This window comes from Nonomuraea sp. NPDC049714, from assembly GCF_044465295.1.
Lineage (GTDB): Bacteria > Actinomycetota > Actinomycetes > Streptosporangiales > Streptosporangiaceae > Nonomuraea.
In genome coordinates, this window is the sequence record NZ_JBITLM010000003.1 from 769,447 (window position 1) to 782,412 (window position 12,966).

At 70.8% G+C, this 12,966-nt stretch carries 12 protein-coding genes; 1 reads left to right on the forward strand and 11 read right to left on the reverse strand.

Annotated elements, in window-relative coordinates:
- Window positions 1-92: 92 nt before the first annotated feature.
- The 7 genes from ACIBQX_RS16930 to ACIBQX_RS16960 form a co-directional block, all read right to left on the reverse strand.
- Window positions 93-1,097 (reverse strand): sugar phosphate isomerase/epimerase family protein, encoded by a 1,005-nt coding sequence (locus ACIBQX_RS16930; RefSeq protein ID WP_397005282.1) that lies wholly within the window; start codon window positions 1,095-1,097, stop codon window positions 93-95.
- Complete coding sequence (locus ACIBQX_RS16935; RefSeq protein WP_397005284.1) at window positions 1,094-2,257, reverse strand: Gfo/Idh/MocA family protein; 1,164 nt, start codon at window positions 2,255-2,257, stop codon at window positions 1,094-1,096. The genes ACIBQX_RS16930 and ACIBQX_RS16935 overlap by 4 nt, the downstream gene beginning before the upstream one ends.
- Before the next feature lie 11 nt (window positions 2,258-2,268).
- Window positions 2,269-3,315, reverse strand: a complete 1,047-nt coding sequence (locus ACIBQX_RS16940; protein ID WP_397005286.1) for a substrate-binding domain-containing protein — start codon at window positions 3,313-3,315, stop codon at window positions 2,269-2,271.
- Window positions 3,312-4,340 carry an ABC transporter permease gene (locus tag ACIBQX_RS16945; protein WP_397005288.1) on the reverse strand — a complete coding sequence of 343 codons (1,029 nt, stop codon included), beginning with the start codon at window positions 4,338-4,340 and terminating at the stop codon, window positions 3,312-3,314. The genes ACIBQX_RS16940 and ACIBQX_RS16945 overlap by 4 nt, the downstream gene beginning before the upstream one ends.
- On the reverse strand, window positions 4,340-5,824 hold the full coding sequence (locus tag ACIBQX_RS16950; RefSeq protein ID WP_397005290.1) for a sugar ABC transporter ATP-binding protein: 1,485 nt from the start codon (window positions 5,822-5,824) through the stop codon (window positions 4,340-4,342). Before ACIBQX_RS16950 ends, ACIBQX_RS16945 begins: the two co-directional genes overlap by 1 nt.
- 11 nt (window positions 5,825-5,835) lie before the next feature.
- A complete protein-coding gene (locus ACIBQX_RS16955; protein ID WP_397005292.1) occupies window positions 5,836-6,993 on the reverse strand; it encodes an ROK family transcriptional regulator in 1,158 nt (385 codons plus the stop codon).
- A 196-nt stretch (window positions 6,994-7,189) separates the two neighbouring features.
- Window positions 7,190-8,062, reverse strand: a complete 873-nt coding sequence (locus ACIBQX_RS16960; RefSeq protein WP_397005293.1) for an SDR family oxidoreductase — start codon at window positions 8,060-8,062, stop codon at window positions 7,190-7,192.
- A 181-nt stretch (window positions 8,063-8,243) separates the two neighbouring features.
- Between ACIBQX_RS16960 and ACIBQX_RS16965 the strand changes: the two genes are divergently transcribed.
- On the forward strand, window positions 8,244-9,290 hold the full coding sequence (locus ACIBQX_RS16965) for a dihydrodipicolinate reductase (protein WP_397005295.1): 1,047 nt from the start codon (window positions 8,244-8,246) through the stop codon (window positions 9,288-9,290).
- 27 nt (window positions 9,291-9,317) lie between these two features.
- Here the strand turns inward: ACIBQX_RS16965 and ACIBQX_RS16970 are convergent, their stop codons facing one another.
- The 4 genes from ACIBQX_RS16970 to ACIBQX_RS16985 form a co-directional block, all read right to left on the reverse strand.
- Complete coding sequence (locus ACIBQX_RS16970) at window positions 9,318-9,830, reverse strand: NAD(P)H-dependent oxidoreductase (protein ID WP_397005297.1); 513 nt, start codon at window positions 9,828-9,830, stop codon at window positions 9,318-9,320.
- 95 nt (window positions 9,831-9,925) lie between these two features.
- Window positions 9,926-10,984, reverse strand: a complete 1,059-nt coding sequence (locus tag ACIBQX_RS16975) for an MBL fold metallo-hydrolase (protein WP_397005299.1) — start codon at window positions 10,982-10,984, stop codon at window positions 9,926-9,928.
- Between the two features lie 71 nt (window positions 10,985-11,055).
- On the reverse strand, window positions 11,056-12,330 hold the full coding sequence (locus ACIBQX_RS16980; RefSeq protein WP_397005301.1) for an MFS transporter: 1,275 nt from the start codon (window positions 12,328-12,330) through the stop codon (window positions 11,056-11,058).
- Window positions 12,327-12,962: a winged helix-turn-helix domain-containing protein gene (locus tag ACIBQX_RS16985; protein ID WP_397005303.1), complete on the reverse strand. Its 636-nt coding sequence runs from the start codon at window positions 12,960-12,962 to the stop codon at window positions 12,327-12,329. Before ACIBQX_RS16985 ends, ACIBQX_RS16980 begins: the two co-directional genes overlap by 4 nt.
- Between the last annotated feature and the right edge of the window lie 4 nt (window positions 12,963-12,966).

Here is a 12,966-nt window from a genome sequence, read left to right on the forward strand (position 1 = left end):
GGGGGCCCGCCCAAGTCGTCGTTCCTGAACCCCCCCCCTAGCTCCCCAGGCCGGGCCGGGGGGCCCCCCCCCCCCCCACGACCTTCAGAACGTCACTCGGTGGAGAAGGCGGCGTCGAAGGAGGTGGTGGGCGGGGTGATGGCGTTGAGGTCGCGGATGTAGGACAGGGCCTCACGGCCGCCGTCCAGGCGGTCCATGCCCGCGTCCTCCCACTCGATGGAGATCGGCCCGGTGTAGCCGATCGAGTTCAGCGCGCGGAAGCAGTCCTCCCACGGCACGTCGCCCCGGCCCGTCGAGACGAAGTCCCAGCCGCGCCGCATGTCGGCCCACGGCAGGTGCGAGGACAGGCGGCCGCGCCGGCCGTCGCCCACCCGCATCCGGGTGTCCTTGCAGTCCACGTGGTAGATGCGGTCGGCGAAGTCGAGGATGAACCCCACCGGGTCCAGGTCCTGCCACACCATGTGCGAGGGGTCCCAGTTGAGGCCGAAGGCGGGCCGGTGGCCGATCGCCTCCAGGGTCCTGACGGTGGTGTGGTAGTCGTAGGCGATCTCGCTCGGGTGGACCTCGTGCGCGAAGCGGACACCGACCTCGTCGAAGACGTCCAGGATGGGGTTCCAGCGGTCGGCGAAGTCCTGATAGCCCGCGTCCACCATCGAGGCCGGCACCGGCGGGAACATCGCCACCGTGTGCCAGATCGACGAGCCGGTGAAGCCCACCACCGTGTCCACGCCCAGCAGGGCCGCCGCCCTGGCGGTGTCCTTCATGTCCTCGGCGGCGGCCTGACGGACGGACTCGGGGTCGCCGGAGCCCCAGATGCGAGCCGGCAGGATGGCCTTGTGCCGGGCGTCGATCGGGTGGTCACAGACGGCCTGGCCGACCAGGTGGTTGGAGATGGTCCACACCTTCAGGCCGTGCTTGTCGAGCTGGGCACGCTTCTGCTCGACGTACGACGGGTCCGCCACGGCCTGCGCGACGTCGAAGTGGTCGCCTGAGCAGGCGATCTCCAGGCCGTCGTAGCCCCATTCGGCCGCCAGCCTGCAGACCTCTTCGAACGGCAGGTCGGCCCACTGGCCGGTGAACAGCGTGATGGGTCTCATGTGTCCTCCACAGTGGTGAAGCGGCTGCCGTCAGCCGCGCTCTGCTCGACCGCGGCCAGCACGCGCTGCACCCGCAACCCGTCGGCGAACGACGGCGTCGGATCGGTGCCGTGCCCGATCGCCTCCAGGAAGTCCCGGATCTCGTGGGTGAAGGTGTGCTCGTAGCCGAGGCCGTGTCCTGGTGGCCACCACGCGCCGACGTACGGGTGGTCCGGTTCGGTGACGAGGATGCGCTCGAAACCTCTGCCGCCCTCGCTGAACCACAGCTCGTTCATCGACTCGAAGTCGAAGGCGAGGCTGCCCAGCGAGCCGTTCAGCTCGATGCGCATCGCGTTCTTGCGGCCGGTGGCGAACCTGGTGGCCTCGAACGAGCCGACCGCCCCGCCGGAGAGCCGGGCGGTGAACAGCGCGGCGTCGTCGACGGTCACGGTGCCCGTCCCCGTGCTTGTTCCCGTGCCGCCCGCCGCGGCCAGGCCGGACGACCCCTCCGCGAGCGGGCGTTCCTTGATGAACGTCTCGGTGAGCGCCGAGACGCCGGTGATCCGCTGGCCGCTGACGAACTCGGCGGCGTCGATGATGTGCGCGCCGATGTCGCCGAGCGCGCCGGAGCCCGCCTTGTCCTTCTGCAGCCGCCAGACCAGCGGGAACTCCGGATCGACGATCCAGTCCTGCAGGTACTGGGCGCGTACGTGCCGGATCTCGCCGAGCCTGCCCTGCGCCACCAGGTCGCGGGCGAGCGCCACGGCGGGCACCCGCCGGTAGTTGAAGGCGACCATGCTCTTGCCGGTGGCCGAAGCCGCGGCCTGGACCATGGCCTGAGCTTCGGCGACGGTGTTGGCCAGCGGTTTCTCACAGATGACGTGCTTGCCGGCCCGCAGGGCGGCGATGGCGATCTCGGCGTGGGTGTCACCGGGCGTGCAGATGTCGACGATGTCGACATCTGGCCGCCCGATCACTTCCCGCCAGTCAGTCACCGCCTCCTCCCAGCCCATCTGTTCGGCCGCGGCCTCCGTGGACTCCTTCGAGCGTCCGGCGATCACCCGCATGCGCGGGACGACCGGTACGTCGAAGAAGGCAGCGACGCTACGCCAGGCCTGGGAGTGGACGCGTCCCATGAAGGCATAGCCGATCATGCCGACGCCGACGGTTCTGTCTGACATGCAGCCCCCGATCAGGATTCGAAGCCAAGTGGCAGATACTTCTCTACGTTCTCCTTGGTAATGGTCTCGGATGCCAGTGTGATCGACTGCGGCACCTGGTTCTCCACCAGGTCACTCATTCCCTTGCCCTGGGCGATCAGACGTGCGAGTTTGATCGCCGACGAGGCCATCGTGGGGCTGTAGGTGACCGTGGCCTTGAGCACCGACGTGCCGCCCTGGATCTCCTTCATGGCGTTGGCCGAGCCGGCGCCGCCCACCATGATGAACTCGTCGCGGTTGGCCGCGTTGATCGCGGCGAGCACGCCGATGCCCTGGTCGTCGTCGTGGTTCCAGAGGGCGTCGATCTTCTTGTGCGCCTGGAGCAGCGAGGCGGCCACCTCGTTGCCGGTCTCCACGGTGAACTGGGCGTCCTGCTTGTCCGTGACCTTGAACCCGTACGACTTCAGCGCGTCCTCGAAGCCCTTGCTGCGGTCCTGGGTGAGCGGCAGCGTGGCGATGCCCTGGATCTCCACGATGATCGGGTTGGCGACGCCCTTGTCCTTGAGCGCCTTGCCGATGTAGTGGCCGGCCGCGACGCCCATGCCGTAGTTGTCGCCGCCGACCCAGGTGCGGTAGGCGAGCTTGTCGGGGAAGACGCGGTCGAGGTTGATCACCGGGATGCCGGCGGCGGTGGCCTGCAGGGCGACCTGGTTGAGCTGCTGGCCGTCGTTGGGCAGGATCACCAGCGCGTTCACCTTGGCCGCGATGAGCGACTCGACGGCGGAGATCTGCTGGTTGATGTCGTTGGTGGGCTCGACCGGCTTGAACTCGACGTCGGAATACTGCTTGGCGGTGGCCTCGGCGTTCTTGGCGATGGCGGCGATCCAGCCGTGGTCGGCCGCCGGCGCGGAGAAGCCGATGACCACCTTGGTGCCCGGCTGGTCGTTGCCGCTGGCCGCCGGAGCGGGCGCGGGGGCCGCGCTGGAGGCGGTCTCGGCCGGCTCGTTGCTGGTGCAGCCTGCCGCCAGCAGAACGGCGCCGCCGACGAGGAATCCTCTGCGCGCGACTTTGTTGCTCATGGTGCTCTCTCCTTCAGATTCCGCCGCTGGAGAAGGACGGCGACGACGATGATCAGGCCCTTGGCGATCAGCTGGTCACTGGTGTTGAGCCCGTTGAGGATGAACAGGTTGGTGATGAGCGTGAAGATCAGCAGACCCAGGATCGAGCCGATGATCGTGCCCCGGCCGCCGGTCAGCAGCGTGCCGCCGATGATGACGGCCGCGATGGCGTCGAGTTCGTACAGGTCGCCGTGGGTGGACGAGCCCGTGGTCGTCCGGGCCATGATGAGGACCGCCGCGATGCCGCAGGTCAGCCCGGACAGCGCGTAGAGCAGGGCGGTGTGCTTGCGGACGTCGATGCCGGCCAGCCGGGCGGCTTCCGGGTTGCCGCCGACCGCGTAGGTGCGGCGGCCGAAGGTGGTGCGGTTGAGCAGGATCCAGCCGAGCACCACGACCAGCGCGAAGACGTAGACCAGCAGCGGGATGCCGAGCACCCGGGTGGTCGACAGGTCGACGATGGCCGAGTTGCCGCTCTGGATGAGCTGGGTCTTGCGATCGGACATGCGCTGGGCCAGGCCGCGCGCGGCCACCAGCATGGCGAGGGTGGCGATGAACGGCACCAATCGCCCGTAGGCGATGAGCAGCCCATTGACCAGCCCCGCGCCGGTGCCGACGAGGACCGCGCAGAGCACCATGACGAACGGCCCGAACTCCTGTGTGGCCACCGTCGTCGCCCAGACCGAGGCCAGCGCCATGATGGCGCCGACCGACAGGTCGATGCCGCCACCGATGATCACGAACGTCGCGCCGACGGTGATGACGCCGATGGTCGCGGCCAGCGTGAGGATGTTGACCAGGTTGGTGCCGGTGGCGAAGGTATCCGGCCGGGTGACCAGGCCGACGACGATCAGCAGGCCGATCGCCACCAGCAGGCCGAGGTGGCGGGCCTCGCCGAGCATGTTCAGCGGGTTGCGTGTCGCCGCGCCCGGCGGCGCGGACCCGCCTGTCTCCGGGACCGCCGCCGGCGGTCTTTTGGGGTCGCTCATCAGGCCGCTCTCCCATCCATGATCATGTCGAGTACGCGGTGCTCGTCGAGTTCGCCGGCGTCCGCCTGGTGGATGACCGTTCCTTCACGCAGCACCAGCACGCGGTCGGCGAGGCCGAGCACCTCCGGCACCTCGCTGGAGACCAGCAGCACCCCGATGCCCCGGTCTGCCAGGTCGCGGATGACCGCGTAGAGCTCGGCCCTGGCGCCCACGTCCACGCCCCGGGTCGGCTCGTCGAGCAGGAGCAGCTTGCGGCTGCCGAGCAGCCAGCGGGCCAGCACGGCCTTCTGCTGGTTGCCGCCCGACAGGTTCTTGATCGGCCGTTCGGGGTCGGGTGGCCGGATGTCCAGCGCCTTCACCAGCCGGTGCGCCTCGGCCCGCTCGCGGGCGCGGTTCATCCAGCCGAGCCTGGCGAAGCTCGGCAGGCTGCCCAGCGTGATGTTGGCGGTGATGCTCTGGTCCAGGAGCAGGGCCTGGGCCTTGCGCTCTTCGGGGGCCAGGCCCATGCCGCGCTTGACGTTGCCGACGACGCTGTGCCGTACCTCCTCGCCGGACAGCTGGACCACGCCGGAGGCGGGGCGGGCGCCGTACACCGCTTCGAGGATCTCCGAGCGGCCGGAGCCGACGAGGCCGGCCAGCCCGACGATCTCGCCCGCGCGTACGGAGAAGGACACGTCGGCGAACGCGCCCGGCGAGCTGAGGCGCTCGACCTTCAGCACCTCCTCGCCGGGCGGGCGCGCCGCCCTGGGCGGGAAGACGTACTCGACGTTCCTGCCGGTCATCAGCGAGACGACGTGCGAGGTGGCGGTCTCGCGGGCGGGCAGGCCGACGGCGACGGTACGGCCGTCCTTCAGCACGGTGACCCGGTCGCCGATCGCGCGGATCTCCTCCAGCCGGTGCGAGATGTAGACGACGGCCACGCCCTGCGCGGTGAGCTCGCGGATGATCCGGAAGAGGTTGTCCACCTCGTCGTGGGCCAGCGCGGCGGACGGCTCGTCCATGATGATCAGGCGGGCGTCGTGGGAGAGCGCCCGCGCCATCGACACGACCTGCTTGGCCGCGGCCGGCAGTCGTCCCACCTCGGTGGAGGGGCGGATCTCGCCGTGGCCGAGCCGTTCCAGCACCTGGCGGGCGGCGCGGTTGGCGGCCGACCGGTTGACGAAGCCGAGCTTGGCGTGCTCGTGGCCGAGGAAGATGTTCTCCGCCACGCTGAGCCCGTCCACCAGGTCGAGTTCCTGGTAGATGGTGGCGAAGCCGAGCCTGATGGCGTCGTTGGGGCTCGACGGGCGCACCTGCGCGCCGTTGAACTCGATGGTGCCCTCGTCCGGCTGGTGGACGCCGGCGAGCACCTTGATGAGCGTGGACTTGCCGGCGCCGTTCTGGCCGAGCAGGCAGTGCACCTCTCCCGCCCGCACGTCCAGATCCACCCCGTCCAGTGCGCGCACACCCGGGAACTGCTTGACGATCCCTCTCATGACGAGCATCGGATCCCCTCTCAGGCGTTGACGATGCGGTTGACGTTGTCGGGCGACAGATAGTGCTCGATGGCGAGCATCCCGGCGCCCAGCGCCGCGGCGTTGATCCCCATCCGGCTCGGCACGATCGACAGATGGTGCGTGGCCAGCGGCAGCGACCTGCGGTAGACCGTCTCCCTGATGCCCGCGAGCAGATGCTCGTGGACCCGGGACAGGGCGCCGCCGATCACGATGACCTCGGGGTTGAAGAAGTTGACCAGGCTCGCGAGCACCTCGCCGATGAGCCGGCCCGCCTCCCTGACCAGCCGTAACGCCTGGGTGTTCCCGGCCTGGACGAGCGCGACGACGTCGGCTCCCGTCTCGGCGGCGATGCCGAGCTCGGTCAGCCTGCGCGCCACGGCCGCCCCGCCGGCCACGGCCTCCAGGCAGGCGCTGTTGCCACAGCGGCAGCCGGCGGCGTCGTGGCCGTTGACCCGGATGTGGCCGATGTCGCCGGCCGAGCCCTGCGCTCCCCGGTGCAGCCTGCCCTCGGCCACGATGCCGCAGCCGATGCCGGTGCCGACCTTGACGAAGAGGAGGTGCTGGGTGTCGGCGAAGGCGTTGCGCTGCTCGCCCAGTGCCATCACGTTGACGTCGTTGTCGACCAGGACGGCGGCGCCGGCGAAGTACTCGGGGATGGGGTAGTCGTTCCAGCCGGGCATGATCGGCGGGTTGTTGGGCCTGCCGGTGGCGTACTCGACCGGGCCCGGCACGCCCATGCCGATGGCCCGCAGCGCCGAGCGGGGGCGTCCGGCCTCGGCGAGCAGCCGGTCGAGCCGCTCGTCCACGTGCGCCAGGACCGGCTCAGGGCCGTCGCCGATGAGCAGCGGGTCCTCACAGGAGGCCAGCACGTCGCCGGACATGTCCATCAGCGCGATCCGGCAGTGCGTGGCGCCGAGGTCGACCCCGGCGAAGGCGTGCTGCTCGGTGTGCAGGCGGAGCTGGCGGGGCGGGCGGCCTCCGGTGGACTCGCCGCTCTCGGTCTCCTCGACGAGGCCGCGCTCGATCAGTGCGTCGACTCGCTGGGCGATCGTGGACCTGGCGAGGCCGGTGAGCCTGGCGAGGTCGGAACGGGTCGTTGCGAAGCCTGCGCTGATGAGCGTCAGCACGTCGCCGGGCGAACCCGGAGCGGAGGTCATGCCGAGACAATAAGATCGCACACCTGGCAATACAAGAGTCCAGAGCGACCAAACTCCGCTGACTTATGTCGATAATCGAACAAACTCCGTTTTGTCAGGACTTAGCGGACAGCAAAGGGCGGTGGTCCACCGTGGGGTGGAACCGCCGCCCTCGCACCTGACCTGCCGCTTGAGCAGGGCTTTCGGGCCCTCGCCGCTAGAGCATCGCCTTCATCGAGTCGGCCGCCGTGAGCACGTAGGGCTGCTCGGCCATGACCGACTCCCAGTTGTCCGCCACCGCCTCCGGCGTGAGGTCGTCGCCCTTCCAGCCGGGCCCCTCCGCCACGAACACCCGCGCCACCCGGCCGCCGCCGACGCTGAACACCTCGCCGGTGACCTCGCAGGAGTCGTGCACGAGGTAGGCGACCAGGGCGCTGACCCGCTCGGGCGAGAACTTGGCCTCGAACTCGGCGGGCAGGATCGCCTCGGTCATCCGCGTCCAGGCGATGGGCGCGATGGCGTTGGCCTTGATGCCGTTGCGCGCGCCCTCGATGCCGATGGTCTTGGTCAGCCCCACCAGCCCCATCTTGGCGGTGGAGTAGTTGGCCTGGCCGAAGTTGCCGAACAGGCCCGCCGGGCTGGAGGTGTTGACGACGCGGCCGTAACCGGCCTCCTTCATGTACGGGTAGGCGGCCTGGCTGACCAGGTAGGAGCCGCGGACGTGCACGGCCAGCACGTTGTCGAAGTCCTCGACCGTCATCTTGCCGAACGATTTGTCACGCAGGATGCCGGCGTTGTTGACGACGATGTCGATCTTGCCGAACGCGTCGACGGCGGCGGCCACGATCGCCCTGGCGCCCTCCGGGGTGGCGACGTTGTCGGTGCTGGCGACGGCCTGGCCGCCGTTCTTGGTGATGAGCTCCACCACGTCGGCGGCCGGTCCCGCCGAGGCGCCGGTGCCGTCGAGCGCGCCGCCGAGGTCGTTCACGACGACCTTCGCGCCCCTGTCGGCCAGCAGTAGCGCGTGCGAGCGGCCGAGACCGTGCCCGGCCCCCGTGACGATCGCGACCCTGTCATCGAAGCGAAGCATCGAACCTCCCACCAGGCGAACAACATTCTAGTACGAGCACCATAACCCGAGCGGGAGGCAACGTGACTGATCGTCGCGGATAGTGATCGACCGGGTCTTTCTCTGCTAGAGTTCTGGGCTCGCACGGGCGGCGTTCCGTCACCACCATCCGCCCTCCACCCCCCGGGCCGGGAGGCCGGACATGCCTATTCGCGTGGTCCAGTGGGCCACCGGCGCCGTCGGGCGCTATGCGCTGCGCAGCGTGATCGAAAGGCCGTCGCTGGAGCTGGCCGGGGTCCTCGTCCACGACCCGGACAAGATCGGCAAGGACGCGGGCGAGGTGGCCGGCTCAACCCCCACCGGCGTCGTCTGCACCGGCGACTCCGGCCGGATCATGGCCATGGACGCCGACTGCGTGCTGCACATGCCGCTGCCCGCCTCCTACTTCGGCCCCGACCGGGCCGCCGACCTGAAGACCATCTGCGCCCTGCTGGCCTCGGGCAAGAACGTCATCACCACCACCGGCTTCGTCTATCCCAAGTCCTACGGCCCCTCCGTCGTCGCCAGCATCGAGGCCGCCTGCGACCAGGGCGGCACCACCCTGCACGGCACCGGGATCAACCCCGGTTTCGTGAGCGACTTCCTGCCGCTGGCGCTCACCGGGCTGTCCGATCGGGTGGACCACATCTATGTACGCGAGTCGTCCGATCTCCGCGGGCACCCCTCACGCCAGGTGGTCGTGGACCTGATCGGGTTCACCCGCTCGGCCAGGGACTACGCCACGATGATCCGGCCCTTCAGGGCGTTCCAGCGCATGCTCTTCGCCGAGAGCGTGCACCTGGTCGCCGACGCGCTGGACGTACGGCTGGACGAGGTGGCGGAGACCGACGAGTTCGAGGTGGCCGCCCGCGCGTTCGAGATCGCCGCCGGGCCGGTGCGCGAGGGCGCGGTCTGCGCCTCCCGCTGGGTCTTCTCCGGCCTGGTGCGCGGCCGGCCCTTCATGACCGTCGAGGTCGTCTACAAGGCCGACGCCGCCCAGACCGGCCGCTGGCCGGAGCCCGGTTTCGCGCTGCACATCGAGGGCGTGCCGCAGATGTCGGTGGCGGTCGAGGAGGTCAGCCACGGGCTCGCCGCGGCGGCGGCGCACGCGGTCAACACCATCCCCGCGGTCTGCGCGGCCCCGCCGGGCATCCGGACCCTGCTGGACCTCCCGCTCCCGACCGGCCGCGGCCAGATCCGGCTGGCCTGAAAGCGGCCGTGGACGCGACTCCGGCCCTCAGGTCAGGGCTCCTGCCCAGGCGGCGAGCTGGGGGCTGACCTGGTCCGCCCAGTGGGCGAGGCGCTCACCGCCGGGCAGCTCGGACTCCAGCAGGGCCAGGCCGGGGGTGGGCACGAAGGCGCCGAGCTCGACCAGCAGCGGCCGGAAGTGCACCTCCACCGCCAAGGCGTGCCGGGCGTCGCCCATGATCAGGATCGGCAGGGCGGCCGTGCCCGAGAGCGCTCCCGGCGGAAGCCGGTCGAGGAACGCCTTGAGCAGCCCCGTGTACGTCGCCTTGTAGGTCGGGCTGGCCAGGACCGCGACCCGGGCATCCGCGAGCTGTTCGAGCGCGAGCTCCAAGGCCGTGTGCGCGCCGGGACGCAGGAGCACCGGCGCCAGGGCGGACAGATCGACGACCTCCCGGACGCCGGAGTGCCCCAGCCGGGCCGCGACGGCGTCGGTGGCGGCCACGGCCGCGTCCAGGGTCCGCGACCCCGCACGCGGGTTGCCCACCACCGTCACGATGCTCATGAGGCCACCGCCGCTGCGGGGAGGTGGCGCCTGTCAGGGCTCATGCGCTCGACGGTACGCAGCCGGATCCATCAAGTCAACATTTCCTACAGGATTTACATAGAATGCCAGACCTCCTGGTCGCCGGGCACGCGGTGGACCCGGCCGCGTGACTCCAGCCACACCAGGTGCGCCAGCGTCTCGTTGTTGGCCGCACGCCGCATGAAGGGCGGGATCGTCTCCCAGGGTCGCGACCACGTCAGCCTGGTGGCCACCTCCCAGCAGGTCGCCCCGGCCGCCCCGGCGATCACCCGCTCGATCTCGGCCAGCCGGTCGCCGTGGTGCTCGATCACGTAGTCGACCCGCTCCCGCAGCTCCAGGAACCGGTACTCGTGCGCGGGCAGCACCTCCTCCACGTCCAGCTCGCGCACGGTGGCGAGCGCGTCCAGGTAGTCGGCCAGCGGGTTCGGCGGGGACTGCGGGTGCACCGCCACCATCGGCGTGATCTTCGCCAGTACGTGGTCCCCCGAGAACAGCAGCTTCCTGGACGGCGAGACGAAGCACAGGTGACCCGGCGAGTGGCCGGGCGTCCAGACGGCCCGCAGGTCCCAGCCGGACAGGTCGAGCCGCTCACCGTCCTCGATCAGCCGGTCTGGCTTGGCCATCGACACCATGTGCCTGATCATCATGGACGCGCCCGCCAGCTCGTCCAGGGTCTGCGGGGGCACGCCGCACCGGTCGAGCAGCGCCCGCTCCCTGCTCACCAGCGACTCGATGGCGCTGTCGTCGTAACGCTCGCGCAGGAGGCTCGCGTCGGCCTCGTGCAGCCCGATCCACGCGCCCGACATCTCACGCACCCGCCCGGCCAGGCCGTAGTGGTCGGGGTGGATGTGGGTGACCAGCACGGCCTTCACGTCGGTGATCGCGTAACCGGCCACGCCGAGCCCGGCGACCAGCGCCTCGTAGGCCTCGTCGGTGTTCCATCCGGCGTCCACGATCGCCACGCCGTCGGCCACCTCCAGCGCGTAGACCAGGACGTACCGTAGCGGGTTCACCGGGATCGGCACCGGGATCGACCACAGGCCGGGCCGTACCCGCTCCACTTCCGGGATCTTCCCGCCGGTCCACGCCGCACGCTGGTCTTCATTGGACGGGGTCACCACGAACTTAGCCATGCGGGAGATTCTGCCCGTAGTTCTGGAACGATGTTCTACGGGGGTCGCGGAACGTATCCGAGATCACAGCGTCAGACGGGGCGGCCGGACTCCTCCGGGACCACCGCGCGGCCCGCGAGCGGCATCCGGACGAACAGCAGGGCCGAGGAGAGCGCCACCACGGCGGCGACCCCCCACGCGGCGGCGATCCCGGCCTGGACGGCCAGGGCGCCGAGAGCGAGGTTGGCCAGCGTCCCGCCGGCCTGCAAGGAGAGCGAGCTCGTCGAGGTGACGGTGGTGCGCTCGGCGGCGGAGACCGCGTTGTGGGTCATCTCCAGGCACAGCAGGCCCGTCACCGAGATGCCCAGGAACAGGACGACATAGGCCAGAGCCGCGCTCAGCAGCCCGGCAGCGCCGTCGAGCCCGGCCGTCGCGGCCAGCGAGCCGACCGAGAGCGCGCTCAGCACCGCCCCCGCGATCGCGCCCCTGGCCGAGCCGCCGGCCAGCCGCGCCGCCCGGGGCGCGAGCGCGCTTCCCACCGCGCTGCCCGCGAATCCGAGCGCCGCGACGACGGCGTACGCCAGGCTGCCGCGCTCCGCCGTACCGGCCAGCTCGGCGAGCCGGCCGGGCGTGAGCAGCTCGATCGCCGTCAGCACCACGCCGGAGCTCGCGGCGGCGAGCATCAGGCGGCGCAGCACCCCGCCGCCCGCCGCGAGGCGCACGCTCGCGGCGACCGTGGCGGGCACCTCCCGCAGCACGCTCGCGGGCGACCTGCGCGGATGCGGCGGCTCGGGCAGCGCGAGCAGCACCACGACGAGGAGCAGCACCGCCGCCAGCGCGCCCACCGACGGCGGCGCCGCCAGCGGGAACATCAGGCCGGGCGGCACCAGGAGCGGCAGGCCGCCACCGACCAGGACGCCGAGGCAGAGCGCCACGGACTCCATGGCGCCGCCCCTGGCCAGCCCCGGCTTCAGATCCGCTGCACGGCCTCGCAGGCCGTGCAGCGTGTCGACGTACCAGGAGGCCGCCGGGCCGCTGGACAGGGCCCTGGCCACCCCCTTCAGCACGCCGCTCACCAGGAACATCCAGAAGGTCGTGGAGACGCTCATCAGCGCGAGCCCCGCCACGGTGAACGCGGCCGAGGCGGCCAGCACCACCCGGCGCCCCACGACGTCGGCGAGCCCGCCGGTGGGCAGCTCCAGCCCCACGGTGACGAGGGAGTAGACCGTCACCACCAGGCCGACCTGGGCCAGGCTGAGCCCTCTTCCGGTCATCAGCAGCACCATGGCGGCCATCGTCAGCCCCACGGGCAGCCACGTGAGGAAGCTGACGAGCATGTAGCGGTGTAACGCCGAGCGGGCGGTCATCGGCCCTCCCCCCGTTCCTCGGCCTGCTCGGCCTCCTTCCCTTCCCCTGCCTCCCCTGCCTCCCCGGCCTTCTCGGCCGCGTGGGCGCGTGGGTAGCCGCCCACCCAGAGGTGGACCTGCTCGGCGTCCGGCGCGCCGGCGTGGCGGGCGATGACGTCCTGGATCAGCTCATCGATCCGGTCCTGCAGCTCCAGCAGCGCCGCGGCCGGCAGCTTGACCAGGTGGTCGCTGATGCCCGCGGCCCGCAGCCACTCGGCCGGCCACTGCGCGACGTCGTAGTCCTGGACCGCCTGCTCCAGCACCGCCACCTGGCGCAGCTGCATGATCTTGACGGCCTCCCGCCCCTCGGGCGTCTCCGACATCTGGTCGGTGTCCCAGGAGGTGTAGCGGTGCCGGGAGCGCCACCGGCGCTCTCGGCCGTCGCGCTGCTCGGGGTCCTCCTCGATGAAGCCGAACTTGGCCAGCTGACGCAGGTGGTAGCTGGTCGAGCCGGAGCTCTCGCCCACCCTGCGGCCGAGCTCGCTGGCCGTCGCGGGGCCGTCGGCGCGCAGCAGGGCCAGCAGGCGCACCCGCAGCGGGTGCGCCACCACCTTGAGCACCCGGGGATCGCTGATCTTGAACGCTTCCTCCACACAC

Bases quoted from the DNA above. Each gene is read 5' to 3' on its own strand.
- ACIBQX_RS16935 (WP_397005284.1), bottom strand. From the start codon at position 2,257: ATGTCAGACAGAACCGTCGGCGTCGGCATGATCGGCTATGCCTTCATG.
- ACIBQX_RS16930 (WP_397005282.1), bottom strand. From the start codon at position 1,097: ATGAGACCCATCACGCTGTTCACCGGCCAGTGGGCCGACCTGCCGTTC.
- ACIBQX_RS16970 (WP_397005297.1), bottom strand. From the start codon at position 9,830: ATGAGCATCGTGACGGTGGTGGGCAACCCGCGTGCGGGGTCGCGGACC.
- ACIBQX_RS16975 (WP_397005299.1), bottom strand. From the start codon at position 10,984: ATGGCTAAGTTCGTGGTGACCCCGTCCAATGAAGACCAGCGTGCGGCG.
- ACIBQX_RS16940 (WP_397005286.1), bottom strand. From the start codon at position 3,315: ATGAGCAACAAAGTCGCGCGCAGAGGATTCCTCGTCGGCGGCGCCGTT.
- ACIBQX_RS16965 (WP_397005295.1), top strand. From the start codon at position 8,244: ATGCCTATTCGCGTGGTCCAGTGGGCCACCGGCGCCGTCGGGCGCTAT.
- ACIBQX_RS16945 (WP_397005288.1), bottom strand. From the start codon at position 4,340: ATGAGCGACCCCAAAAGACCGCCGGCGGCGGTCCCGGAGACAGGCGGG.
- ACIBQX_RS16950 (WP_397005290.1), bottom strand. From the start codon at position 5,824: ATGCTCGTCATGAGAGGGATCGTCAAGCAGTTCCCGGGTGTGCGCGCA.
- ACIBQX_RS16960 (WP_397005293.1), bottom strand. From the start codon at position 8,062: ATGCTTCGCTTCGATGACAGGGTCGCGATCGTCACGGGGGCCGGGCAC.
- ACIBQX_RS16980 (WP_397005301.1), bottom strand. From the start codon at position 12,330: ATGACCGCCCGCTCGGCGTTACACCGCTACATGCTCGTCAGCTTCCTC.
- ACIBQX_RS16955 (WP_397005292.1), bottom strand. From the start codon at position 6,993: ATGACCTCCGCTCCGGGTTCGCCCGGCGACGTGCTGACGCTCATCAGC.